The organism is Hespellia stercorisuis DSM 15480 (genome assembly GCF_900142165.1).
Lineage (GTDB): Bacteria > Bacillota > Clostridia > Lachnospirales > Lachnospiraceae > Hespellia > Hespellia stercorisuis.
On the sequence record NZ_FQZY01000019.1, the window covers coordinates 43,033 to 68,070 of the forward strand.

At 50.7% G+C, this 25,038-nt stretch carries 19 protein-coding genes; 14 read left to right on the forward strand and 5 right to left on the reverse strand.

Going from position 1 to position 25,038, the window contains the following annotated elements:
* Nucleotides 1-12: 12 nt before the first annotated feature.
* Nucleotides 13-1,302, reverse strand: a complete 1,290-nt coding sequence (locus tag BUB85_RS07680) for a sensor histidine kinase (RefSeq protein WP_073107916.1) — start codon at nt 1,300-1,302, stop codon at nt 13-15.
* On the reverse strand, nt 1,295-1,975 hold the full coding sequence (locus BUB85_RS07685) for a response regulator transcription factor (RefSeq protein WP_073107920.1): 681 nt from the start codon (nt 1,973-1,975) through the stop codon (nt 1,295-1,297). The genes BUB85_RS07680 and BUB85_RS07685 overlap by 8 nt, the downstream gene beginning before the upstream one ends.
* A gap of 269 nt (nt 1,976-2,244) precedes the next feature.
* On the opposite strand from BUB85_RS07685, the gene BUB85_RS07690 reads away from it, so the two are divergent.
* The 5 genes from BUB85_RS07690 to BUB85_RS07710 all read left to right on the forward strand — a co-directional run bounded on the left by BUB85_RS07690 (nt 2,245) and on the right by BUB85_RS07710 (nt 9,156).
* Nucleotides 2,245-4,536: an extracellular solute-binding protein gene (locus BUB85_RS07690; protein ID WP_073107925.1), complete on the forward strand. Its 2,292-nt coding sequence runs from the start codon at nt 2,245-2,247 to the stop codon at nt 4,534-4,536.
* Nucleotides 4,537-4,562: 26 nt separating this feature from the next.
* Entirely contained in the window at nt 4,563-5,417 is an 855-nt protein-coding gene (locus BUB85_RS07695; RefSeq protein ID WP_073107929.1) for a carbohydrate ABC transporter permease, read from the forward strand.
* Entirely contained in the window at nt 5,417-6,256 is an 840-nt protein-coding gene (locus BUB85_RS07700; RefSeq protein WP_073107935.1) for a carbohydrate ABC transporter permease, read from the forward strand. The genes BUB85_RS07695 and BUB85_RS07700 overlap by 1 nt, the downstream gene beginning before the upstream one ends.
* 41 nt (nt 6,257-6,297) lie before the next feature.
* The gene (locus BUB85_RS07705; RefSeq protein WP_073107940.1) at nt 6,298-8,034 is read left to right on the forward strand and encodes a biotin/lipoyl-binding protein; all 1,737 of its coding nucleotides are present in this window, start codon (nt 6,298-6,300) and stop codon (nt 8,032-8,034) included.
* A 75-nt stretch (nt 8,035-8,109) separates the two neighbouring features.
* On the forward strand, nt 8,110-9,156 hold the full coding sequence (locus BUB85_RS07710; RefSeq protein WP_073107944.1) for a hypothetical protein: 1,047 nt from the start codon (nt 8,110-8,112) through the stop codon (nt 9,154-9,156).
* Nucleotides 9,157-9,240: 84 nt separating this feature from the next.
* Here BUB85_RS07710 and BUB85_RS07715 read toward each other — a convergent pair whose 3' ends face one another.
* Both BUB85_RS07715 and BUB85_RS07720 read right to left on the reverse strand, forming a co-directional pair.
* On the reverse strand, nt 9,241-10,509 hold the full coding sequence (locus BUB85_RS07715) for an MFS transporter (protein ID WP_084533954.1): 1,269 nt from the start codon (nt 10,507-10,509) through the stop codon (nt 9,241-9,243).
* A 75-nt stretch (nt 10,510-10,584) separates the two neighbouring features.
* Nucleotides 10,585-11,253, reverse strand: a complete 669-nt coding sequence (locus tag BUB85_RS07720; protein WP_073107950.1) for a TetR/AcrR family transcriptional regulator — start codon at nt 11,251-11,253, stop codon at nt 10,585-10,587.
* 205 nt (nt 11,254-11,458) lie between these two features.
* On the opposite strand from BUB85_RS07720, the gene BUB85_RS07725 reads away from it, so the two are divergent.
* Genes BUB85_RS07725 through BUB85_RS07740 form a run of 4 tightly spaced genes read left to right on the forward strand, consistent with a single transcriptional unit; the run spans nt 11,459 to nt 17,675 of the window.
* The gene (locus BUB85_RS07725) at nt 11,459-13,171 is read left to right on the forward strand and encodes an ATP-binding protein (protein WP_073107954.1); all 1,713 of its coding nucleotides are present in this window, start codon (nt 11,459-11,461) and stop codon (nt 13,169-13,171) included.
* Complete coding sequence (locus tag BUB85_RS07730; RefSeq protein ID WP_200803557.1) at nt 13,171-14,163, forward strand: AAA family ATPase; 993 nt, start codon at nt 13,171-13,173, stop codon at nt 14,161-14,163. The genes BUB85_RS07725 and BUB85_RS07730 overlap by 1 nt, the downstream gene beginning before the upstream one ends.
* A gap of 23 nt (nt 14,164-14,186) precedes the next feature.
* Nucleotides 14,187-15,353: a DUF58 domain-containing protein gene (locus tag BUB85_RS07735; RefSeq protein ID WP_073107959.1), complete on the forward strand. Its 1,167-nt coding sequence runs from the start codon at nt 14,187-14,189 to the stop codon at nt 15,351-15,353.
* Between the two features lie 12 nt (nt 15,354-15,365).
* Nucleotides 15,366-17,675, forward strand: coding sequence for a DUF3488 and transglutaminase-like domain-containing protein (locus BUB85_RS07740; RefSeq protein ID WP_073107964.1), 2,310 nt, complete (start codon nt 15,366-15,368; stop codon nt 17,673-17,675).
* 118 nt (nt 17,676-17,793) lie between these two features.
* Here the strand turns inward: BUB85_RS07740 and BUB85_RS07745 are convergent, their stop codons facing one another.
* A complete protein-coding gene (locus BUB85_RS07745; protein WP_073107968.1) occupies nt 17,794-19,017 on the reverse strand; it encodes an argininosuccinate synthase in 1,224 nt (407 codons plus the stop codon).
* 434 nt (nt 19,018-19,451) lie between these two features.
* Here BUB85_RS07745 and proB point away from each other — a divergent pair, with 434 nt between their 5' ends.
* The 5 genes from proB (at nt 19,452) to argJ (ending at nt 25,029) form a co-directional block, all read left to right on the forward strand.
* A complete protein-coding gene (gene proB / locus BUB85_RS07750) occupies nt 19,452-20,375 on the forward strand; it encodes a glutamate 5-kinase (protein WP_073108014.1) in 924 nt (307 codons plus the stop codon).
* Entirely contained in the window at nt 20,368-21,618 is a 1,251-nt protein-coding gene (locus tag BUB85_RS07755) for a glutamate-5-semialdehyde dehydrogenase (protein ID WP_073107972.1), read from the forward strand. The genes proB and BUB85_RS07755 overlap by 8 nt, the downstream gene beginning before the upstream one ends.
* Nucleotides 21,619-22,144: 526 nt before the next feature.
* On the forward strand, nt 22,145-23,185 hold the full coding sequence (gene argC, locus BUB85_RS07760) for an N-acetyl-gamma-glutamyl-phosphate reductase (protein ID WP_073107975.1): 1,041 nt from the start codon (nt 22,145-22,147) through the stop codon (nt 23,183-23,185).
* Nucleotides 23,186-23,279: 94 nt separating this feature from the next.
* A complete protein-coding gene (locus tag BUB85_RS07765; protein WP_073107978.1) occupies nt 23,280-23,726 on the forward strand; it encodes a GNAT family N-acetyltransferase in 447 nt (148 codons plus the stop codon).
* Between the two features lie 79 nt (nt 23,727-23,805).
* Nucleotides 23,806-25,029: a bifunctional glutamate N-acetyltransferase/amino-acid acetyltransferase ArgJ gene (gene argJ / locus BUB85_RS07770; protein ID WP_073107981.1), complete on the forward strand. Its 1,224-nt coding sequence runs from the start codon at nt 23,806-23,808 to the stop codon at nt 25,027-25,029.
* The last annotated feature ends 9 nt before the right edge of the window (nt 25,030-25,038 follow it).

Here is a 25,038-nt window from a genome sequence, read left to right on the forward strand (position 1 = left end):
AAAAATAAATCATCAGGCCGGGAGTGAGAAGAAAAAGTCACTTCCCCCGCCCGGCGCGTCTTCCACCCAGATCCGTCCTCTGTGCAGGTGGATGATTTCCGCGGCGATACAGAGTCCGAGACCGAAGTGTTCTTTGTCGGTCCGGGAGGTCTGGACACGGTAGAAGCGCTCGAAAATCAGAGCCTTCTGTGCATCCGGGATGCCGGGGCCGGAGTCCGAAACGCGGATGAGAAAACGATGCGTCTCATGGGTGAGCGAAAGCACGACATGTCCGCCGCCGGGGGTGTAGCTGAGTGCGTTGTCCAGAAGGATAGAGAGAATCTGTTCGATGCGGCCACCGTCGCAGTTACATTCCGGGAGGGGGACTTCCGGTAGGTTTACGGACAGACGGATATGCTGCGAGCGGGCTAACAGTTCATATTTTTCATAGGTATCAAGAATCAGGGTGTCCAGTTGTGTGGGCACCTTTTTTATTTGCCAGTTGTGGGCATCGGAGCCGGCCAGAGTCAGCATTTCATCTACCAGGCGGGCCATCCGCGCGGATTCGGAGCGGATCGCCTCTGTGAAACGCGGCGCATCTTCCGGTGCAGCCTTTTTCAGCGCGGACACGCTGGAGAGCACCACACTCAGGGGCGAGCGCAGCTCGTGGGATGCGGAGGCGATAAACTGTGCCTGTTTTCTCCGGCTCTCCTCGATGGGGCGGATCAGATACTCTGTAAAAAACCAGCAGAAGATGGCGAGCAGAAGGATTCCCGCAAGAACCAGCAGGGCGAAAAACCATCGCTGACGCAGGAGCAGCGTATGCTCCGACGCTCTGGAATAGAGAACGAGTGCATGGAGAACGCCGTCATTTTTGGGCAGCGTCATGACACAGACCTCGTACCTCGTGCCCTGTTCATCCTTCATGGAGAAGTTCTGGGAGTCGGACAGACGACGGTCGGCAGAGCCCGACGTGATGTCGAAGCCGTAGTCTTCCTCCGCGCGGGCAGCCGCCTGTTCCAGAAGTGCGGAATCCTCGGATCCGTGCGCAAGCCTGTCCATATAGAGTGGAACACCGTTGTCATAGATGGATACCAGATAATTTCCATCCCGTTCCTGGCTGGCCAGCCATTCGTGGGTGATGATGTCCTGACCGGTCATATAGGTCATCATGGTGTTTGTTGTGTTGAGAAAGGTCACGTAGTTGTTCTGGATCATCCCATTCTCTGACAGATAGAGACACAGAGCGGTCATGGCGATCAGAATAGCACCGGTGACAGCGGTGAAAAAAAAGGTCAATTGCAGGTGCAGTTTTTTAAACATGAGATTCCTCCAGACAGTATCCGATTCCGCGGATGGTTTTCAGCTGAACGGTGCTGTTCACGGAAGACAGCCGCCGTCTCAGAAAATGGATATAGTTGTCCAGGTTGCCGTCCTCCACCTCGGCATCCGGCCCCCAGACTCTGGCAAGAATCAGGCTGCGGGGGAGGGTCTGCCCACAGTTGCGCAGGAAAAATTCCAAAAGGGTGCCTTCTCTTTTGGAGAGCAGAAGCGTCCGGGAACCACAGCCCAGCCGCCGGGTGGTAAAATGATAGGAAAGATCCCCACAAGTGAGGAGCTCCGTGGCGGACAGTGCCGGCGGTCTCCGGATGATGCAGCGGATTCGTGCCATCAGTTCTTCATATTCAAATGGTTTGACAATATAGTCATCCGCGCCGCCGTCAAGTCCCATGACCCGGTCAGACAGCTCACCGAGCGCAGTTACCATCAGAATGGGTGTTGTGATTCCGAGAGACCGCGTCCGATGTAAAATCGTGATCCCGTCCATAGAGGGAAGCATCCGATCGAGCAGAATCACATCTGCGGACTCCTGGCGGATCAGTTCCCAGCCGTCCGCACCGTCGTGGCAGACGTCCACGGCGTATCCTTCCTGTTCCATCTGATAGCGCAGTGAATCACACAGCCGCACATCGTCTTCAATGATTAATATTCGCATAATAACTCCTTTATATCTTTCTATATATAGCTGTTCGGAAACCAGCCGGAATGCTCTACGAAAAACAGTGTACCATAAAAATCTTTATTTTTTCTCTAAGAGGATCATATTTTAGAGGAAAAATAGAGATGCAATTAGAGAAAGGTTAGAGAGTCTCCTGCTATAATCGTCTCAAAAGCAAAGAAAGACTTTTAAAACAGCAAAGAGAGACCTTTAAAACAGCAGTGAAGCTGTGTGAGCGTTCTTTGAAAAATTAGGAGGAGGAGATCATGAAACAAAACACAAAAAAATGGATTGTACTTGCCATGGCCGGAGTAATGGCACTGATGACACTTTCCGGGTGTTCGAAGGCAGAGAAAGAGAAGAAAGAAACTGCCATGGGCAGATATACGGAGGAGGAGATCAAGCTTGCAAAAGGGGCGGGCTACCTGATGGATCTGCAGCAAATGGCAGATGGAACGCTTCGCATAATCAGTATGGATACCAGCAGCGGGGAGTACCAGGTCTACAGCTCCGATGACGGAGAGGATTGGAAACAGGGTGAATTTCCGGTGAATGTAAACTCCGAAGAGCTGCGGCCAAACGGAGGGGAACTGTACCTGAATATGGCCCCGGACGGGGAGATCATGGCCCGGGAAACCTGTTACGATGACACCACAATGGCAGCAAGCAATTATTATCATCTGATTGGAACCGATGGAACGGTCACAGATCTGACGGTCAGCGTACCGGGAAGTGAGAAGGATGGCAATGAGGTAAACGGTGTGATGTTCTCCGACAGCGGAAAACTTTATGTGACAGATTATCACAACGTCTTATATGAAGTGGATAAGACAACAGGTACGATTGTGAAAACATTTGACGGGGGAGGCGGGGGAATCCGTGTCAGTACGGTGACGGGCAGCCAGTGTGTACTCGTCACGGACAGCCAGGTGCTGTGCTATGATCTGGAGTCTGGAGAACCGGAGAAGCCCGACAAAGTATTGACTGATCAGGTACTGAAAAGCATGGGGGACAAGAACAACAGCTATGGAGGTTTTCCGGCAGTCCTTTTTGAAAAGGGCAGGGACGGCGGCCTGTTCTATGGCTGCGCGGATGGGGTCTATTACCATGCGGACGGTGGAAGTGTCTGCGAGCAGATTATAAACGGACAGCTTACCAGTCTGGCGAATCCGACACTTGGAATCAGCAAAATGTTCCAGCTGGAAGACGGAAGTTTCCTGATTGCAGGACTGGAGAACGGGGAGACAAGCAAACTGTTTCGCTACACTTATGATGAAAAGACTCCCGCAGTGCCGGATAAAGAACTGACGGTTTATTCTCTGGAGGATCATTCTTATCTGAGACAGGCCATCTCCCTGTTTCAGAAGGCACATCCGGACACTTTCGTCAACCTGGAAGTAGGTGTGACTGGGGAGGACGGCGTCACCAGAGAGGACGCGCTGCGCACACTGAATACGAACATTCTGGCCGGAAAGGGACCGGATGTGATGATCATGGACGGCATGCCGATCGACAATTATATTCAGAAGGATATGCTCATGGATATCACGGATATCGTGCAGAAAATCAAAAAGAGTGATGGCATGTTTGAGTATGTGACCGATGCATATAAGACAGATGGAAAGCTGTATGCTGTTCCTGCAAAGTTTTATGTGCCCATGATCGAGGGCGATGGGGATACTGTGATGAAGTCGGCGGGAAGTCTGACGGATCTGGCGGATCGGGTAGAAACACTTCAGGCATCAAATCCGGGGGGGAATATACTCCAGAGTATGAGTGCAGAGGAATTGCTGAAGGAATTGTTTTACGCGGACTCTGCCAACTGGGGACAAAAGGATGGCAGCATCTCGGAAGATGCAGTCCGGGATTTCCTGACGCAGGCAGACCGCATCTATAACACCAGGACGCAGGAGGAGACAGGCGGTTCGGCTTATGTGTCAAACTTTACGACAGATAGTGCGCGGGATACACTGACCCAGTATATTATGGGACTGGTCACAGGGGAAGGGAAAATCGGATTTGGCACCCTTGGAGCGATGGTGAATTTTGCCACAGTTACCTCGGCACAGGAACAGATGGAGCAGGCAGAGTTGGAATATGCGCTGCTGGACAGCGGAAACAAAAAGAGCTTTGTGCCATCGGTTATCGTTGGGATCAGCAGTGGGACAAAGCAGGAAGACCTGGCCGGATCGTTTGTGGAAACGGTGCTGGGCAGCGATACGGGAACACAGGGGGATTATGTGTTTTCTGCAAATAAGAAAGCGTTTGACACGGTCAAAAAGATGCAGTGGAACGCCAACGGCGCAGATGAGATCGGTGGAATCGCGATCACATCAGAGGAGGGAGTCCTGATTGAATTTGCAATCAAAAAACCTTCCCAGAAGGACATGGACCGGCTGACCTCGCTTTTAGAATCGCTGGACAGTCCCTGTATCAATGATGCCGCAATTCAGGATCCGGTGATGGAGCAGGGAGCCTCCTATCTGCGCGGGGAGCAGTCGCTGGAGGATGCGGTTTCCAATATCATGCAGAAAATCAATCTGTACCTGGATGAATAGAGGAAAGACGAACAGAGGAAAAATGTGTGTATAACAGAAAAAAAAGAAATACGTTTCGCGGACTGCTTTTTGTGCTGCCGAGTATGGCAGGGGTCATGGTCTTCATTCTGGTCCCCTATCTGGATGTAGTGAGGCGCTCCTTTACGGGGGCCGTCAGCAAACGCTTTACCGGATTCCAGAATTATAGTACGGTGCTGACCAACCCTGCATTTCACCTGGCATGCAAAAATACGGCCCGGTTCGCGGCCGTCTGCATTCCCATTCTGATCGTGCTGTCCCTTGCCATTGCCGTGTTCCTGCATCGCCAGGGGCGGTGGGGACACAGATTAAAGAGTGCTTATCTGGTTCCGATGGCTATCCCGGCCGCATCTGTGGTGCTGATCTGGAGGCTGGTGTTTGACAATCATGGCCTGCTCAATGGGCTGCTCTCGTGGCTCCATGCAGGCACCGTGAACTGGATGAACACGGGAGCAGCGTTCTGGGTGCTGGTGTTCAGCTATATCTGGAAGAATCTGGGGTATGATGTCATCCTCTGGATTGCCGGGCTTGGCACCATCCCGGAGAGCATTTATGAGGCGGCGCGTGTGGACGGAGCCGGGGAGTGGGATCTGTTTTTCAGAATCACGCTCCCCAATCTGTTTCCGGCCCTTTACACGATCACGGTACTGTCTTTTTTGAACTCGTTCAAGGTATTTCGGGAGGCGTATCTGGTGGCGGGAAATTATCCAGATGACAGCATGTATCTTTTGCAGCATCTGTACAACAACTGGTTCCGTGATCTGTCCATGGACAAGATGGCGGCAGGAGCCGTGCTCATGACGGTGGTGGTCTCACTATTAGTGCTACTGCTGCAAAAAGCGTGGGGAAGGGACGTGGAATAATGAAAAAATATATAATCTGGGCGGTGCTCTTTGCCGTTGGATTTCTGGCATGCTATCCGGTGCTGTTTCTGACAGCAGGCTCCCTGATGGGGCAGACAGAGCTGCGGGAGCTGTTGGGACCGGTGCTCTCCGGGAGCGGAGGATATGTGCGTTTTCCACTGATGTCATTGTACCCGACTTTGCGAAACTATGTGGGAGTGCTGATGGATTCCCCGGAATTTTTCGTTATGTTCTGGAACAGTGTGAAGACGGTGGCCGGGATCCTGGCCGGACAGCTTCTAGTGAGCGTTCCGGCGGCGTGGGGATTTGCAAGGTATGACTTCCCATGTAAGAGTGCGCTGTTTACGCTCTATATCCTGCTGATGATGATGCCCTTTCAGGTGACCATGCTGTCGGGCTATCTGGTACTAGATAAGCTGCAGCTTCTGGATACCCTGTGGGCGGTGATACTGCCGGGGGTATTCTCTACATTTCCGGTGTTTCTTATCTATCGTTTTTTTGTGGGAATCCCACAGGCTATTATCGAGTCGGCCAGAATCGACGGGGCGGGAGAACTGCAGATTTTCATGTCCTTTGGACTGCGGCTGGGAGCGCCGGGAATCCTGTCGGCCATGGTTCTGGGATTTTTGGAATACTGGAATCTTATTGAACAGCCGCTCACCTACATCAAGGATAAATCACTCTGGCCGCTGTCACTCTACCTGCCGAACATTGGTCTGGAGGAGGCCGGCACCGCATTTGCGGCATCACTTCTGACACTGGTTCCTGCAATGCTTGTGTTTCTTGGCGGGCAGGATTATCTGGAGCAGGGAATTATGGCGGCGGCCGTGAAGGAGTAAATAAAAAAGAAAAAAGAAACTGATACAAAAGGAGCCAAACGATGCGAAGTGTGGAGAAAAAAGGACTGTGGAAAAAACTATGGAATTTCCGGATAAAAACATTGCCGGGAGGGCGCAAAAACATTGTGACGGCAGCGTGCTTCTTTCTTGGCGCGATGCTGCTCTGCACCTTTTTGTCCAGAGCGGCGGCCAGTGTTACCGTGCCGAAGGTCACGAAGTCGAAGCCTCTGGCCAAGGTGATCGAGCACCGGGTGGAGGCGGAGGGGAAAGTGATACAGAACCGGGAGCGCGCGGTGATCGTGGAGCCGGATCTGACGGTGGCGTCCATCTATGTCAGCGAAGGACAGCAGGTGGAGGCGGGAGAGGTGCTGTTTGCGCTGGATATGCAGAAGCTGGATGAAGCAATTCTGAAAACGAATCAGGAGATCGAAAAGCTGCGGCTGGCCAATGCGGACTCCGCTAGCCAGCAGTCCATCACAGATCAGAAACAGACGGCGGCACTTGCCCGCGCCCGGCAGGATTATGACACGGCGACCGCAACTGGAGATCAGGCCGTGGACGATGCGGCCCGGGAGCTTGCCCGCGCCCAGGAACAACTGGATGCATTTTACAATGGCCAGGGCTGTGACAGCGGGGAAGAGGACGGCACAGACACGGTGCTGGAAAGCCTTCAGTCGGATTGGGAGCAGAAGAGGACACTGGCAGAGCAGCTGCAGGAAAAATGGGATGGCCTGTCGTCCGATGAGAAGGAGGAACAGCCGGCGCTTATGGAGGAACTGGAAAGTGCAAGAATAGATGCGGAGGCGGCAGAACAGGCATTTAGTCAGTATGAACAGCAGCGGGCCGCGCAGGAGAATGTGAGCAGTGCCGACAAGGAGAATGCACTGGTCGATGCGTATGAATCGAAAAAAAAGGCGTATCAGGATGCGCTCAATGCCAGGGATGCCGGCCAGACAGCGGCAGAGCGCGCGGTCCAGGACGCACAGATCGGAACGCCTTCAGACAGCACTATCCAAACCAATGAGATGGACATGAGATTGAAGCAGCTCAGCCTGGATCGTCTGCAGGCTCTGAAGGAGCAGGGGGGGAAGGTGGCCGCGGAGGGGAAAGGTGTGGTCACGAAGCTGGATCTGCAGACCGGGGGCCTGACGACCCGGACGGCGGCGGTTACAATGGCAGATCTGAGCTCTGGAACCAGATTTGTGGCACAGGTGCCGGGAGAAGATGCCAAATACCTGTCGACGGGAGATGCGGTGGAGCTGACCCCTACGTCCGGCGGCGGAAAAGTTACAGGCGTTACCATCTCTTCCGTCGGAACAGAAAGTACAGGTGGTGTGGAAAACGCAGGTGGCGCAGGCGGTTTGGGGAGTACAGGAAATACAGGAAGTTCGGGGAGTACAGGCGGTTCGGGAGATACGGGAAGTTCCGGCAGCACGGTGCAGGATATGCAGGACGTGATCGTCCTGCTCCCGCAGGGAGAGCTGTCAGTGGGTGTCCATGCAAAGCTGACCTGCTCCCGGCAGTCGGCGAGCTATCCGCTGTGTGTGCCGGTGCAGGCACTCCACATGGATCAGAAGCAGTATTACGTCTTTGTCCTGCAGAAAGAAGAGACGGTTCTCGGAACGGTGTACCGGGCGCGGCGGGCGGACGTCACTGTGGCGGAAAAAAATACGCAATATGCAGCACTCGAGGCAGGAGGTGTGTCGGCGGAGGATGCGGTGATTGTCTCCGCCGACCGTGAAGTGGAGGCGGGCGCGACTGTACGGCTGGAAGAGTAGAAGGAGCAGATATCAGTCCGGCTGCTGAAAGCAGGTTTAAGACGGGCGGATGTGCAAAGGAGCAGAGACTAAGAAATGAAAAGGTTGAAAATGCTGACAGGTATCTTATTGTGCGGTGTGATCCTGATGTGCTACACGTCGTTGACCGCCGGGGCCATGCTGATAAGGGAACAGACAGATTGTCTCTTTTTCCGAAACGAAAGCGGTGACTGGTCCGGAAAAGAAATTGTTCAGATACAGGAAAATGAAGAACAACAGGAAGACCCGCAGCAGTTCACCGTATGGGGACAGCTGGACGGGCAGCAGGTACAGAACCCGGAGCTTGCGCGACAGGCAGAGGTTTCGGCATTGTGGCTGCTTGGCCCTGGCAGTCTGGTGATTTCGGAGCCTGTTTGTCTGGAGGAAAAAGACATCCGGGGGTGTCTGATCGGAGAGAATACGGCACAGAAACTATTTGGGAGCAGTGAGGTGACAGGCCGGGCGGTGGTCTTCGAGGGCCGGAGCCTGATCATTCGTGATGTGCTCCACAGCATTTCCGATGTTCTGGTCCTGAATGCTTCCGCAGAGGAAGCATTGGATGGGCAGGTGCTGAACCGGATGAACCTGAAGAGAACTGCCGGACAGAATGCACCGTGGAACGGAGACGCATTTTTGATCCGCAACTCGATAGATGCGGTGCAGATCGCCTACCCGCTGGCACGGGATGTGGTGAGCCTGGAGCAGTTGCTGCTGCCGTTTGGTGTGCTGGCATCTGTGAGCATTTTTCTGGGGAAACGGCTGAGTCAGAGCCGGAACCAGCCTATAGCCTGTATTGTCATTCTGCTGTTGTTTGGTACGGCAGTCGTTATTTTCGTGAGACTGTTCTGGCCGGTATTTACGGTGACGCAGAAAATCACTCCGGGAAAGTGGTCAGATTTTGCATATTTTACTACATTGTGGAAGCAGGAGGCAGAGGCGGTGGCGCAGATGACAGCCATGGAAAAGACGGTGATCGACGCAAAAATCTGGAAGGCTTTCTGCCATAGTCAGATGGATACATTTTTGATTCTGACCGGCATTCTGCTGCTGCGGTGCCGGATGAAAGAGGAAAAAGATACAGGGGAAACAAACCTGCAAAAGTGACATTCAATTGTAATCCAGCCCTCTCTTTTTGTTACAAGAAATGTAGAGAAGGGCTGGTGCTTTTTATGTCTGAAAAGTATAATCTTACGGCTGTTCCATGCACATGATCCGGTTATCCAGTCTGCCGAAGACACGGCGTGAAACCCACCACAAAGCGATGCAGACCAGAAAGGCTCCGAAGTAAATACCGTAGATGCGGCTGGCAAACTGCTCGAACAGAGCACCGTAGACTACCTGTCCGATCGGGTTTCCGCACATGGCGAGACAGGTCAGCAAAGCCATGACCTTGCCGATCATCCTGCCGGGCGTGATTTTCTGTACGTAGGTGATCATTTCAATACTGAGCAGGGTGGAGAGCACCATCATCACCATACAGGAAAAAAGGATGATAAAATAAGCTGCAAAATGGTTGATGGGAAGGAACATGGCCAGTCCCATCGGGAGCAGAGCGGCGGTGCACAGGAGGATCAACTGGTCGGAGCGGGAGATGTCCAGCCGCTTTCCAATGCTGCCGGATAACAGTGCGCCCAGAAGCCCCCCTGCGGACAGCGCAGCCCCGGCATAGCCGTACAGCTGGTTTCCCATACTCTGTGAAAAGCCAAGATGCTCGTTGACCACGATGGGGAGTCCGACGATGATCAGTGCGGAGAACACGGTGTTGACAGCAGTCAGAAGCAATCCCACTTTTCCGACCTCCGGACGTTCATGGCGGATGAAGGTGTAGCTCTCTCTTATATCCGCGGCAGCGATCTGAAACAGATTCTTTTGAGTGGAACGCTTTTCAAACGGAATCTGAATGAAAATTTCCATGACAGCGGAACACACGAAGCAGCCGATGCTGATGATCAGCACTGGCCGAAGCCCCCAGAAGCCGAAGATGATTCCGCCAAGTGCGGGACCGAGGATGCCGGAGAGCGAGCTGACCATATTGATGACCGCATTGCCCGCCATCAGATTTCCGGGGGAGACCAGCACCGGAACAGAAGCCTGAACCGTGGGCTGGTATGCGCCCTGGATTCCATATAGGAGCATCAGAACAACGATCAGCAGTGATACCAGACCCACCCGCTGATAGCACAATGTGTACAGCAGCATCAGGGCGGCGGTAGAAAAGTCCAGGCAGACCATAATGTTGCGCTTGTTCACACGGTCGGCGATGATGCCGCCTACGGGAGCCAGAAGCAGCATGGGCAGAAACGAGAGTGCCTGTACAATGCCGTACAAAAAGGCGGAGTGTGTCTGATTCAGCAGATACAGCGGGAGCGCATAGCGCAGAACGCTGTTGCCGAAAAGAGAGATGATCTGTCCGATGACGACCATGGTAAAGTTACGTTGAAAAAGTTTGGATTTCATAATAGTACCTCCTTTAATTTTAATACCAACCGACGGTATGTATAAGAGCAAAAATAATGGCCCGTTCTCAGGGCATTATTTTGGGGATGATTTCTGGTCTTTCTGCACATGAAGACAAAAACGTCTGTAATCCTCTAACATTCCGCCAGTTAACAATTCGATTCCCATGGGCCTGAGCAGACTGTTGAAAAAATCTACCCGGCTGACCATCTGGTCGATGTCTGCGGCGATGACCAGTGGGTTCAGCCACAGATTGGTCAATAGCGTGATCATTTCCGCCAGTTCTCTGGGATGTGTTGTCTGGATGGAGCCATCCGCAATCCCCTCTTCAATAATAGGCTGAATATAGCATGGAACGACGTCCTCAAATATGTCATGGATCTCCATGGCCAGAAGTTTTGGATTGTCGAGCATATTTGGCAGGGTCTGGTGCAGAAGATCCTGATCTGAGCTGGCGAGGGAGAAGCGGAACATCTCCTTAAGCTTTTCACATCCGGTGAGATCAGCACTGTCGCGAACCTGTCTCAGAGTATGGAGAATCTGCTGGTTGTATCGATTCCCTACAGCGTCGTAAATCTCTTCCTTGGATTTAAAATGATGATAGACTGCGCCCTTGGACAAACCACCTAAACCGTTGATGATGTCCTGAATCGAAGTCTTCTCATATCCCTTTTCCAGAAAAAGATCCTGTGCTACATCCAGAATAAGCTTCACAGTTTCTTCCGGGTATTTGTTTCTGGACATTGTAAACCTCCTTACATACTGTCGGTATGTATATAGAATAGACCTGGACAGGAGCATTGTCAAGAAGTATATCAAAAACTTTTCGCTCGGCTTTCATCAAAAAAATGCCTAAGATCCAGTATTTATTGACGTTTTTGAGGAAAAAGTTTACAATTGATGTAGTTGATAAATATACGCAAAATCAGAGAACGAAGAGGAAAAGGCTTTGGAAAAATTATTGCAGTCACTGGAAAGTCATGCGGGGATTATTGTCATGGTATTGCTGGCTGTTCTTGCGCTGGAGGTGCTGATCCAACTGAGAAATCAGAAAAACAGAAACCGTCAGACACAGAAGAAGCTGTTGGGTGATATCAGACAATTCTACGATGAAATTTCAAAATATGGAGATGAAATCTTTCTCCTGGTGCGTGCAAAGGATTACTGTGTTGTCTATATCAGTGAGAATGTCGAGCATATTCTGGGAATCAGACCATCGGATGTGGCTGATGATTTCCATGTGCTGGAGAAAACGGTCTCGCGCAAAGGTGTCAGACAGTTCGTGCGGCAGCTGGAAAAGTGGGACAGGAAAAGCCCGTTTGAGACGGAGATCGAATACAGACATCTGGAGTGTGATGAGATCCGCTGGGGAGACATTTCTGTCGCACTGACAGAGGATGGCCAGAATTATTTATGCACGATGCGGGACGTCACAAAAGAGCATAAAAAGCTGATTCATATGGAAGAGGAAGTCTTGAAAGCACACCAGCTGGATCAGTCAAAGACTACATTTTTGTCTAAGATGTCACATGAGATCCGCACGCCTATGAACGGCATGCTGGGAATGATTTCTCTCGCAAAAATAAACATAGACAAGGCAGATGAGGCGAAAGAATATCTCGAAAAGGCGGAGGGACTGTCCCGGTTTCTGCTGTCTATTATCAATGATGTTCTGGATATGTCGCGCATTGAGAGCGGGAAGATCGAGCTGGCCAGTGAGCGGGTGGACCTTTTTGCGCTGGGGGAAAAACTGAAAAATATGTTTCAGGTGACGGTGGAGGAAAAGGGGGTCCGGTTTGTCCTGGAGATGCAGGATTTCACGGTGCGCTATGTGATTGGAGATGAGCTTCGAATTTCACAGGTTCTGACCAACTTTCTATCCAATTCCAGCAAGTTCACGAGCGCGGGAGGACAGATTACCATGACTTTCCGACAGATGCACATCATTGACGATAAACTGAATGTCATGATGCGGGTGCGTGATACCGGAAAAGGAATGTCATCGGAATTTATGAACCGCATTTTTAATCCATTTGAGCAGGAGGATTCTACGGTTGCGAAAAAATATGGCGGAAGTGGACTGGGAATGGCGATTGCGGACAATCTGGTAAGCCTGATGGGCGGACAGATTACCGTTGACAGTGAACTGGGCAGGGGGACCGATTTCTCTGTGTTTCTGGAGCTGCCGATCGCGGAGGGAGAGCAGATGCTGCCGGGGGCAGAGGAAATTGAGACCGAGACTGAGGACGACGGAGATTCCTTCAGCCTCGAGGGATTACGTATGCTGCTGGCTGAGGATAACAAGATTAATGCGCTCATTGCGGAGAAGCTTCTGGAGTCTCAGGGCGCGTGTGTCGAACTTGCGGTCAATGGACTGGAGGCAGTCAAGCTGTTCAGTGAGCATGAGGCAGGCTACTATCAGGTGATTCTGATGGATATCCAGATGCCGGAGATGAATGGCTGGGAAGCGACGCGGACGATCCGGGCAATGAGCAGGCCGGATGCAGGGACGATACCGATTCTCGCGCTGTCTGCGGACGCATTTGTAGAGGATAAGAGAAGGTCTGCGGCCATGGGAATGAATGGTCATGTGTCAAAACCGATTGATTTTGGGGAGTTAAAGCAGGCAATCAGGGATGCAATGGCGGAGAATGTCTTTTAATGAAAGTACATAAGCGAAAGGAACGAAACCAAATGGTTATTGAAAAATCAGAACAGATCATCAGAGAAGTAGGGAAGGTCCTGGTCGGCAAGGATGATGTCGTGGAAAAAGTACTGATGACGATCTATGCCGGAGGACATATCCTTTTGGAGGATTACCCGGGGGTGGGCAAGACGACTCTGGCACTTGGATTTGCGCGCACTCTGGGACTTGATTATAAGCGTATTCAATTTACATCGGATACCATGCCCTCGGACATTACCGGATTCAGTGTGTATAACAAAGAAACCGGAGGATTTGACTACAAGGCGGGAGCGGTGGACTGCCAGTTGTTTCTCGGCGATGAGATCAACCGTACTTCACCGAAGACGCAGTCGGCTCTTCTGGAGGTCATGGAGGAGGGAAGTGTGACTGTGGACGGAATTACACATAAGATGCAGCAGCCGTTTATCTGTATTGCGACACAGAATCCGGTCGGATCAGTTGGAACACAGCCACTGCCGGACTCCCAGCTTGACCGGTTTATGGTGAGACTGAGCATTGGCTATCCAAATACGCAGGAGCAGGTCGACATCATCAAACAGCGTCAGTATAACAATCCACTGGACAGTATCCAAAAAGTAATCAGTGCGGACGATATTCTGGAGATACAGAATTTTATGTCATCGATCAAGATGACGGACGAGGTGCTTTTGTATATGACCAGACTCTGCGAAGCCACCAGAGATTCCTCACTGGTGGAACTGGGAGTCAGTCCGCGCGGTGTCATCGCCCTGAGCCAGATGTCCAGAGCAAGAGCTGTGCTGAAGGAGCGGACGTACGTGATTCCGGAGGATGTGCAGAATGTGTTTTTGGATGTCTGTGCCCACAGGGTTATACTGAAACCGCAGGCCAGAATCGAAGGAGTCACGGCGCGGAGTCTGCTGACGGGAATACTGAATCAGGTAGAGCCGCCGCGTCTGGGAACCCGAAGGAAAGAGCGAAAGAAATAACGAAATAACGAAGGTAATAGCATATGTGGAAGAACAGAGCAGTGTACATAGCACTCCTGCTTTCCGGTGCGGGTATGTATGTTGTCACAAACAAAAGGCAGATATTTATGCTGCTTCTGGTGCTGGTGCTGATGCCTCTCATTTCAGGACTGATGCTGGCAGTCAGCGCAGGCGGCATGCGGATTACATGTGAACTGCAGGAGACCTGTGTAGTAGGGCAGCGCATCGGTGTAAATATGAAGGTGGTCTACAGGGGACATCTTCCGATCGGAAGGGGCAAAGCCCGGATCGAATATGAGAATATTCTTTTTCGGACGATGGAAAAACAGGTGGTCTGGCTGGAACGCAGCCAGAAAAAGCAGGCTTATTACGAGATCCCATATATCAGCAGAGACTGTGGAAAATATAAGATAAAATTTCCTCGGGTGGTCTGTTTTGACGTCATGGGTTTGTTCGCGAAAAAGTGCCGGCCGGTTCCGGAATACGAATTTACGGTGTTTCCGAAGATATCTGAGCTGGAGATCAGTCTGAAGCATCTGCCGGAATCAAAAACGGTGGGGAATCATTACAATCAGAGAAAAAAAGGACAGGATGTTACAGAGGTGTTCGAAATGCGCGAGTATCGCGAGGGGGACAACCCGAAGAGCATACACTGGAAACTGTCAGGCAAACTGGATCAGCTGATTGTGCGGGAGTTCAGTCATCCGGCAGACTATCATACACTGGTGCTGTATGACACGGCATTTGACAGTTCCAGTCCGGGTTATCATGAGATTGTGAACGGCGTGCTGGGGATGACTGCCTCTATCAGCAGGAGTCTGGTCAATATGAACCACAGTCATCATGTGGGATTTATGAATAAAGAATCATTTCTGGATACGGAGGTAGAGGACAATGATTCGTTTATGCAGGCTCTTACGAATATGATGAGTGCCGGAATCGGGACGGCGGAGGATGAAGGACTGGATGAATTTATCCGGCAGGACCTGCAGCGTGAATTTAGCAAGATCGTTCTGGTCACCGGGGTGCTCGGGGAGCAGAATGTTCAGCGGCTGACAGCATTTGTAGATCTGACGGTGGTCCTGATCTCGGAAAAAGAGACGGACAATGTGGCGCAGGGGAAAAACTACGATGTGATTGCGCTGGCAGTTGATTCGATGACAGCAAAGGTACAGATGCTGGATATATAAGGAGAATCAAACGTGAGAAGAAAACCATCGGTCTTCCTTTTGGAGGATACGGCATACAGGCAGAGGAATAGCAGGGCGAGGGGATTGGAGCTTGTTGTCAGTTTATTGCTGGCAGCAGGTGTTCTGCTGTCCTTTTTTTCGTTGTATTCGTCACTTCCCGGCTGGTGGATTCTGCCAGCGGCCGGAATGCTGTCAATGACAGCGCTGACACTGAGCAGGGAGAGGGGCGGGACTGAGATCATCGTATACGCGGTAACTGCGGCAGTGGTCGCCGGAGTGCTGGTCATGAACGGCAGCGGGGTATTTCGTGGTCTGCTCTATATGCTGAACCAGACGATTACGGCCTGGAATGTGCAGTTTGAAAGCTATACCACACTGTTTGCACTCTCGTCGATCCGTGACACGGACCGCCTGATGTTCGGTGTGGTGCTTGTATTATTTTCGATGGTGATCCTTCACCGCCTGATATACAAAAGGGCATTGTTTCTGACGACCGTGCTGGTGTATGCGGTATTGTTCGTGACCGTGCTGCTTGGAATAAGTCAGGGGGTCGGGGCAGTTCTGCTTCTGATAACAGGATGGCTGCTGTTCTGGTCGACGGATACACTCGTACATCAGGGCGTGACGAAGACAGCTGCACTGATGGCAGGAGTTATTCTGCTGCTCGCAGGGATTGTGTCGGCGACAGAAAACTACCAGGCGGTGAAGGCCGTCAGCGAATGCAGACAGGAGATTGTGGATCGTGTGGATGAGATTCGATTTGGGGATGATACACTGCCACAGGGAGATCTGACGGAGGCGGATCAGCTGGTGGGCGATGACACCGAGCGGCTGCGGCTGTCGTTTGAGAATGCGCAGGAAATGTATCTGAGAGGGTATGTGGGCAGTGAATATCAGAAGACTGGCTGGGAGCCGCTGAGTGAGGGGGCTTATTCGACAGAGCAGTCCGCGGGTATGCTGAAATGGCTGGAAAGCCAGAAGTTTTCTCCGGTGAGCCAGTATGTAGGATATGAGACGGCAAAGAGCGGGGAGAGACCTGAGCTGTCAGAGGTCTCGGTGGAGAACACCGGTGCTTACCGCAGATACGCGTATGCACCGTATGAGGCCGGGGAGATCCGGGCAGGCAGTGTGGAGCCGGAATTTGACTGGCAGTATCGGTCGGGTGCACTGTTCGGAATGCGTGATTATTTATTTACCAGTGCGAAGACGGAAGTTCCAGAAGAACTGATGGCAGCGAGTGGGACGGATAGTGGCGATTCCGCACAGTATAACGATGCGGAGAATGTCTACTGCGCTTTTGTGAAGGATAATTATCTGGCTGTTGATGCGGATGAGAAACAGCGTCTGCGGGATCTTTTCTTTGCAGGACAGGATATAGAGAATTGGAATATATATCAGGTGACGAACCAGATCCGGGTCGTGCTTCAGGAGACGGCATCCTACAGCGAGACGCCATATCGGTACACGGGCGAGGAGGATTTTATCGCGTGGTTTCTGGAGCGGGCGAAGGTTGGGAATGCATCCTATTTTGCAACGGCGGCGACCATGGCATATCGTGCGGCAGAAATCCCGGCGCGATATGTGGAAGGTTATTATCTGTCGGAGACGTCGGCAGACAAGCTGAATGGGTCAAAAAAACAGTCGGTCGAACTGACCGGGAAGGATGCCCATGCGTGGACGGAAATATATATTGATGGCATCGGCTGGATGCCGGTGGAAGTGGTTCCGGGATTCTACTATGCGGAATATACAACCCAGCAGGTACTGGATATGCCGCAGACAACAGTCGCTGTGACGAATCAGGAAGAACAGGATGAGCTGCATGGCAGTACCACGGACCAGATTGAGAGTATGGATCCGAAAAAAGAACAAAAAGATACGCCGGTCAGAAAGACCCTCCGGGTGGTGGGGATTCTGCTTGCGGCGGCGATTCTTCTGGAGCTTGTTCTCCTGCTGATTCAGATGCAGCAGAAACTGAGAAATCTCATCTACGAGAAAAAAATAAGACAGAGCGATGACAAAGCAGCAGCGGCGGCACTGTATGACCGCGTCAGCCGGATCTTAAGAATAGACAGAGTGCCGGGGGATTCCGCCTTTCCATACGAGAGAAAAGAAGACATCGCGGAGACATATGCAGCTATCGACGAAGCAGATTACACCAGATTCCTGTCGATTGTACAAAAAGTAAGATTTGGAGGGAGCGGGCTTCGTGCAAACGAGATAAAAGCGATGAGAACATTCGTGGAAAAACTGACGGCTGCGTCCTACGAAAACGCCGGGAAGAGAAAGAAGCTGTTGATGAAGTTCTGGTATTGCGTGTAGACGGTATTCCAAAAGGGACAGGTCAAAATGGCAATTGGGGACGTAGCAAAGTTGCAACTTTGCTACGTCCCCAATTGCCATTTTGACCTGTCCCTTTTGGAACTGTTGAGAGGCTGGTTTATTTTTTGTTCTGGAGTTCCTGCATCTTCATTGCACGAACCTTCAGTGGAAGTCCGAACAGTGTGATGAATCCGTCCGCATCGTGGTGATCATACAGATCGCCTGTGGTGAAGCTTGCCAGTGACTCGCTGTACAGTGAGTATGGAGAAGTGGTTCCGGCCTTGGTGATATTACCCTTGTAAAGTCTGAATTTTACTTCGCCTGTCACATACTCCTGTGTGGATTCTACAAATGCCTGAATTGCCTCGCGGAGCGGTGTGAACCATTTTCCTTCGTAGACAACCTGAGCCAGCTTGTTGCCCATGTCTTTTTTTACTTCGTATGTAGCGCGGTCGAGTACTAATTCTTCCAATTGCTGATGTGCTTCCATGAGGATGGTTCCACCTGGAGTCTCATACACGCCACGGGATTTCATTCCGACTACACGGTTCTCAACGATGTCGATAATACCGATACCGTGTTTTCCGCCCAGTGCATTCAGCTTGGTGATGATCTCAGAAACCTTCAGTGCTTCTCCGTTCAAAGTTTTTGGAACACCCTTTTCAAATGTCATGGTTACGTATTCCGGCTCATCCGGAGCTTTTTCCGGAGAGACGCTCAGCACAAGCAGATGATCGTAATTCGGCTCAACGGAAGGATCCTCGAGCTCCAGACCTTCATGGCTGATGTGCCATAAGTTACGGTCGCGGCTGTAGCTTGAAGATGCATCAAACGGAAGATCAATGCCGTGCTTTTTGCAGAAGTCAATCTCATCTTCACGTGACTGCATGGTCCATACATCTGTCATACGCCATGGAGCGATGATCTTGATGTCCGGTGCAAGTGCTTTGATTGACAGCTCAAAACGGATCTGGTCATTTCCTTTTCCGGTTGCTCCGTGGCAGATTGCGGTTGCGCCTTCCTTGCGGGCAATTTCGACCAGTTTTTTCGCGATACCAGGACGAGCCATGGAAGTCCCCAGCAGATACTTGTTCTCGTATACGGCGCCCGCCTGTACACATGGAATGATGTAATCATCACAAAATTCGTCGATGATATTTTCAATATATAATTTAGATGCGCCTGACAATTGGGCTCTCTCCTCCAAACCGTCCAGCTCACTGCCCTGACCACAGTCGATACAGCAGCAGATAACTTCATAATCAAAGGTTTCCTTTAACCATGGGATAATAGCGGTGGTATCCAGTCCGCCTGAGTATGCTAAAACAACTTTTTCTTTCATTAGAGTGCCTCCTGATAATTATAATTTAATAAAATGCTTTGACAAATGATACTATACACTATTTGTTATAATTATGCAAGAATAATTTATAAATTTTAAAAATATCCGCATAAAACATATAAAGAACTAATAAATATGCATACAAAACGCATAAAACGCGAAAAAACTGGTATAAGCGTTCATTCTATTCAAATTCTATTCAATTTCAACCTTATTAAGTGAACATCCGGAACCTGCTTTGCTGTGTTCTCGTGACCCTCCGGCAAGCTCTTCCTGGATAACAGCAAAGCTGTGTAAGGATGCCGGGAAATGGATTCACACTTGACAAAAACAGTGGATAGTGTAAGATGATTTGTAACTGTCGGGAATCAGGCGGCAATGAGAATAATTCGAATGAAAAGGTATGGGAAATTGAGATGGAATCAGTAAAGACTATGCAGATCAGGGAAAAATTGAAAGATAAGCGGAGAATTGTAATAAAGGTGGGAACCTCCACCATTACATATGAAAAGACAGGAAATATCAACCTGGATAAATTAGAAAAATTCGTGCGAGTACTCATCAACCTGCTGAACAGCGGAAAAGAAGTCATCGTGGTTTCCTCCGGATCGATTGCGATCGGGAGAAAAGTACTCGGTCTGGACGCCATGCCGACGGAGGACGCGGAGAAGAAGGCCTGTGCGGCGGTCGGTCAGGGGAGACTGATGATGATTTATGAAAAGTTTTTTGCAGAGTACAGCCAGCTGACGGCACAGATGCTTTTGACAAAGGAATCCATCAGCGATGAGGAGTGCCGGGTCAATGCAAGGAATGCGTTTGACGAACTGATCCGCCGTCATGTGGTTCCCATTGTAAATGAGAACGATGCCATCGCAGTAAATGAAGAGATGTACGGAATTTTCGGGGACAACGATACGATGGCAGCCCAGGTGGCGGAGCTGATCGATGCAGACCTTCTGATTCTGATGTCAGATATCGAAGGATTGTATACAGATGATCCGCGGACGAACCCCGGTGCCAGATTTGTGCACACTGTGGCAACCATCGATGAGGATCTGGAGGGAATGGGCAAGGGAGCCGGAACGGATGGCGGAACCGGAGGCATGCGCACCAAGATTGAGGCGGCGAAGATTGCAACCCAAGCGGGGGCAGATATGATCATTGCCAACGGAGCTAATATTTATACGATCAATGACATCATGGCGGGGAAAAAGGTGGGAACCTTATTTCTATCCAAGGAACATACGGATATCACGGAGAATGAACTCTCGCCGGAGGTACCACATTACAGGAGGGCAACGAAGCGGGTGAAAAAAGAAGGAAGCAAAGCGATGATAGGAGGAAGCGAATATGTCTGATTATATGAGTGCAATTGGAAGACGTGCAAAGAATGCCACAAAGTACATGAACCGTCTGGGGCAGATTGAGAAGAATGAAGGTCTGCGTGCTGTCGCAGAGGCACTGCGGGAACAGGGCAGCTTTCTGATGAGTGAGAATGAAAAGGATGTGCAGGCGGCACAGACTGCCGGGATGTCAGAAGCCTTAGTTGACAGACTCCGTTTGACAAAGGATCGGATTGCCGGGATGGCGGAAGGGCTGGATCAGATTGCCGGGCTGGATGACCCGGTCGGTGAGATGATCTCCATGAAGACCAGGCCAAACGGACTAAGGATAGGAACAAGACGTGTACCTCTGGGTGTGATCGGAATTATATACGAGTCAAGACCGAATGTGACGGCGGACGCATTTGGTCTCTGCTTTAAGACCAGCAATGTTACGGTGCTCCGCGGCGGAAGTGATGCGATTCATTCCAATCAGGCAATCGTAAAAGTGATTCGTGAAACACTGAAGGGACAGGATTTACCAGAGGATGCGGTGATTCTTGTGGAGGACACCAGCAGAGCGGTAGTGTCAGATATGATGAAGCTGCATGGTCTGATCGATGTGCTGATTCCGCGCGGAGGTGCGGGGCTGATCGCCAGTGTGGTGGCAAACAGTACCGTGCCGGTGATTGAGACAGGAACAGGAAATTGTCACGTATATGTGGATGAATATGCAGATCTTGGCATGGCGGTGGATATTATTGAGAATGCGAAGACACAGCGTCTCGGCGTCTGTAATGCATGCGAGTCACTGGTGATTCACGAGAAAGTGGCGGATGAAGTTATCCCGATGATTTACGACAGACTCCGGAAGAAATCAGTGGAGGTCCGCGGGGACGAGCAGGCAGTCCGGATTCAGGATGGAATCCTGGCGGCGACAGAGGAAGACTGGAGCACGGAATATCTGGATTCTATCATTTCCGTGAAGGTGGTTTCTTCTATAGAAGAGGCGATCGACCACATCAACAGAAACAACACAGGACATTCGGAGGCAATCATCACGGAGAACTATGACCACGCACTCCAGTTTCAGGATGAGATCGATGCGGCGGCGGTTTACGTCAATGCATCCACCAGATTTACGGACGGATTCGAGTTCGGCTTTGGCGCAGAGATCGGAATCAGCACACAGAAGCTTCACGCGAGAGGGCCGATGGGACTGCTGGCGCTGACGACCACAAAGTATGTGATTTTTGGAAACGGCCAGATCCGGAAGTAAGTGGACGGGAAGGCATTGCAGCAGATACGTTACTGTTCACAGATAAATCTGTTCCAGTAACGTCGCCGATCCATTTTTATATCATCTTCGATGATGGGACCGGCTCATGGTTATATTTACTTGATTGGCGCATAGCTTGACAGCAAGTGTCAAGCTTGCGTGTGAACAGTAACGCAGATATGGCTGCAAAAATAGCGAAATGAAAATAAGACTTGCATATTATACATAACGGATGTATAATTATGCAAGTCATCTTATTGTTTACTTCATAAAGAAAAAGGTTTATTATGAAAAATATATCTCAGTGAAAGAATGACTCCCACCTCTAGCAGGTGGTGAGTAACAAACCAGTCTCAGTGGTGGGTGTCATTCTCTCACTGAGATATAGCCTCCGGCGGATTGCGGAGCGGCTTAGATACATTATGCCAGCAGAGCTGACAGCCGCTCGCAGCAATTATGCTGGAGCATAATTGATTGCAGTGGGAGTTTCCAGGACAAAAGTGGATGAGAGAAAGGATGTATATAGATGATTAAAGTTGGAATTATCGGAGCAACAGGCTACGCAGGCGGAGAGCTGGTACGTATTCTGAGCGCACACAAGGATGTGGAGATCAAGTGGTATGGCTCCAGAAGTTATATAGATGAAAAATATGCACGGGTCTATCAGAATATGTTTCAAATCGTGGATGATGTCTGCATGGATGATAATATGGCAGAGCTGGCGGATCAGGTCGATGTGATTTTTACTGCGACACCCCAGGGACTCTGTGGTTCTCTCGTGAATGAAGAGATCTTGTCCAAGGTGAAGATCATTGATCTGAGCGCGGACTTCAGAATCAAAGATGTAAAGACATACGAGCAGTGGTATGGAATCGAACATAAAAGCCCACAGTTTATCGGGGAGGCGGTCTACGGACTGTGCGAGATCAATCGTGAGGATGTGAAAAGTGCGCGACTGGTGGCAAATCCGGGATGCTATACAACCTGTTCGATCCTGACTGCGTACCCGTTGGCAAAAGAAGGTGTGATCGATATGCACACACTGATCGTGGATGCAAAATCCGGAACCTCCGGAGCGGGAAGGGGTGCAAAGGTGCCGAATCTCTACTGTGAGGTCAACGAGAACATCAAGGCTTACGGTGTGGCAACTCACAGACATACACCGGAGATCGAGGAACAGTTAGGCTATGCAGCAGGTGAGGATGTCGTGATCAGCTTCACGCCGCATCTGGTTCCCATGAACCGCGGAATCCTGGTGACGGAATATGCAACCCTGAAAAAGAATGTGACCGAAGAGCAGATTAAGGCAATTTATGATAAATACTATTCAGATGAGAAATTTGTCCGCGTGCTTGATGGCGGCATCTGCCCGGAGACAAAATGGGTGGAGGGCAGCAATTACGTGGATATCAATTTTAAGATCGATCCGAGAACAAACCGCGTTGTCATGATGGGCGCGATGGATAATCTGGTAAAAGGTGCGGCAGGACAGGCAGTGCAGAATATGAATCTGATGTTTGGCCTGAAGGAGAGCGAGGGGCTGGAGCTGGTTCCAATGTTCCCGTAGGAAAAGTGTCAGTAGAAGTGCGGGTTCCAGCAGACAGGCAGCAGTGCAGATTGCGAATATCTGCTCGGACCAACAAGAATGGAGACAGAGAACGATGATTAGAACGATGACGATAGATGATTACGATGAGGTGTATGCCCTGTGGACCAAGATCCGCGGGTTCGGTCTCCGGAGTGTGGATGATTCCAGAGAAGGCGTGGAGCGGTTTCTGAGAAGAAATCCAACCTCCAGCGTGGTTGCGGTGAAGGACGGCAAAATCGTGGGAAGCATTCTCTGTGGGCATGACGGCAGACGAGGCTGTCTCTATCATGTGTGTGTGGATGAGGCATACCGCAGACACGGGCTTGGCAAGAGCATGGTGGTTATGGCGATGGAAGCACTCAAAAAAGAGAAGATCAATAAGGTCTGTCTGATTGCATTTGCACAGAACGACATCGGCAATGCATTCTGGAATACCATCGGATGGACGGAACGTCTGGATCTGAATTATTATGATTTTGTATTGAACACTGCGAACATCACAGCATTCAATCAACAATAAAAGGGATAAAATAAAGAGAAACGAACAGATTAGAGATTAACGATACCAAACCGAAAGAAAGGCAAAGGAGGAAATCAATATGGAGATCATCAAAGGAGGCGTGACGGCGGCAAAAGGATTTGAGGCCGGTTACACCGCAGCGGGGATCAAGTATAAGGACAGAACAGATATGGCACTGATCTACAGCAAAAAGCCGTGCAAAACAGCCGGAACGTTTACCACGAATGTTGTGAAAGCAGCGCCGGTTCAGTGGGATCGGAAGGTGGTGACAGGCAAGGCGAAGAGTCAGGCAGTTATCGTCAATTCGGGGATTGCCAACGCATGTACCGGAGCGGAAGGCTATGGCTACTGTGAGGAGACAGCCAAAGCAGCTGCGAAGGTGCTCGGCGTCAATGCGGACGGTGTGCTGATCGGATCCACCGGAGTGATCGGTATGCAGATGCCGATGGACAGATTAAAAGCGGGAATTGCAAAGCTTGCGGAGGCAAAAAACAGTTCTCTGGAAAATGGAACGCTGGCTGCGAAGGCAATCATGACAACGGACACCCGTGAAAAAGAAATTGCAGTAACATTTGACATTGAGGGAACTACCGTGACACTGGGCGGTATGGCAAAAGGCTCCGGAATGATTCACCCGAATATGTGTACGATGCTGAGCTTTCTCACCACGGATGCGGCAATCTCCAAGAAAGCGCTTCAGAAAGCGCTGAGTGAGGATATTAAGGATACGTACAACATGATTTCCGTGGATGGAGATACCTCCACGAATGATACGGTACTTCTGCTGGCCAACGGTGCGGCAAAGAACGAAAAAATCGTGGAGGGCACGAAAAGTTTCCGGACATTTCAGAAGGCACTGCGCATAGTCAATGAGTATCTTGCCAAAATGATGGCAGGTGACGGCGAGGGAGCAACCGCACTTCTGGAGGTGACGGTCAGAGGCGCGAAGAGTAAGAAGCAGGCGAAGGTGATCGCGAAGTCGGTGGTCTGCTCGAATCTGACAAAGACGGCCATTGCGGGTCACGATGCGAACTGGGGAAGAATCCTCTGTGCCATGGGCTACAGCGGAGAAAATTTCGATCCGGAAAAGGTGGATCTTTTCTTTGAGAGTGCGGCAGGAAAACTGCAGATTATAGAGGACGGCACCGCGCTGGACTACAGTGAGGAGAAGGCGACAGAAATCTTATCGCAGCCGGAAGTAAGGGCAGTTGCGGATATCAAGATGGGAAAGGCCAGTGCAACCGCATGGGGCTGTGATCTGACACATGGTTATATCGATATCAACGCAGATTATAGAAGCTAAGGAGTCAGG

What these genes read in the sequence shown, in the direction of transcription:
- BUB85_RS07765 (WP_073107978.1), top strand. Translation starts at nt 23,280, where the DNA reads ATGATTAGAACGATGACGATAGATGATTACGATGAGGTGTATGCCCTG.
- BUB85_RS07720 (WP_073107950.1), bottom strand. Translation starts at nt 11,253, where the DNA reads ATGTCCAGAAACAAATACCCGGAAGAAACTGTGAAGCTTATTCTGGAT.
- BUB85_RS07715 (WP_084533954.1), bottom strand. Translation starts at nt 10,509, where the DNA reads ATGAAATCCAAACTTTTTCAACGTAACTTTACCATGGTCGTCATCGGA.
- BUB85_RS07735 (WP_073107959.1), top strand. Translation starts at nt 14,187, where the DNA reads ATGTGGAAGAACAGAGCAGTGTACATAGCACTCCTGCTTTCCGGTGCG.
- BUB85_RS07755 (WP_073107972.1), top strand. Translation starts at nt 20,368, where the DNA reads ATGTCTGATTATATGAGTGCAATTGGAAGACGTGCAAAGAATGCCACA.
- BUB85_RS07690 (WP_073107925.1), top strand. Translation starts at nt 2,245, where the DNA reads ATGAAACAAAACACAAAAAAATGGATTGTACTTGCCATGGCCGGAGTA.
- BUB85_RS07710 (WP_073107944.1), top strand. Translation starts at nt 8,110, where the DNA reads ATGAAAAGGTTGAAAATGCTGACAGGTATCTTATTGTGCGGTGTGATC.
- BUB85_RS07700 (WP_073107935.1), top strand. Translation starts at nt 5,417, where the DNA reads ATGAAAAAATATATAATCTGGGCGGTGCTCTTTGCCGTTGGATTTCTG.
- argJ (WP_073107981.1), top strand. Translation starts at nt 23,806, where the DNA reads ATGGAGATCATCAAAGGAGGCGTGACGGCGGCAAAAGGATTTGAGGCC.
- proB (WP_073108014.1), top strand. Translation starts at nt 19,452, where the DNA reads ATGCAGATCAGGGAAAAATTGAAAGATAAGCGGAGAATTGTAATAAAG.
- BUB85_RS07705 (WP_073107940.1), top strand. Translation starts at nt 6,298, where the DNA reads ATGCGAAGTGTGGAGAAAAAAGGACTGTGGAAAAAACTATGGAATTTC.
- BUB85_RS07685 (WP_073107920.1), bottom strand. Translation starts at nt 1,975, where the DNA reads ATGCGAATATTAATCATTGAAGACGATGTGCGGCTGTGTGATTCACTG.
- BUB85_RS07730 (WP_200803557.1), top strand. Translation starts at nt 13,171, where the DNA reads ATGAAAGTACATAAGCGAAAGGAACGAAACCAAATGGTTATTGAAAAA.
- BUB85_RS07745 (WP_073107968.1), bottom strand. Translation starts at nt 19,017, where the DNA reads ATGAAAGAAAAAGTTGTTTTAGCATACTCAGGCGGACTGGATACCACC.
- BUB85_RS07680 (WP_073107916.1), bottom strand. Translation starts at nt 1,302, where the DNA reads ATGTTTAAAAAACTGCACCTGCAATTGACCTTTTTTTTCACCGCTGTC.
- argC (WP_073107975.1), top strand. Translation starts at nt 22,145, where the DNA reads ATGATTAAAGTTGGAATTATCGGAGCAACAGGCTACGCAGGCGGAGAG.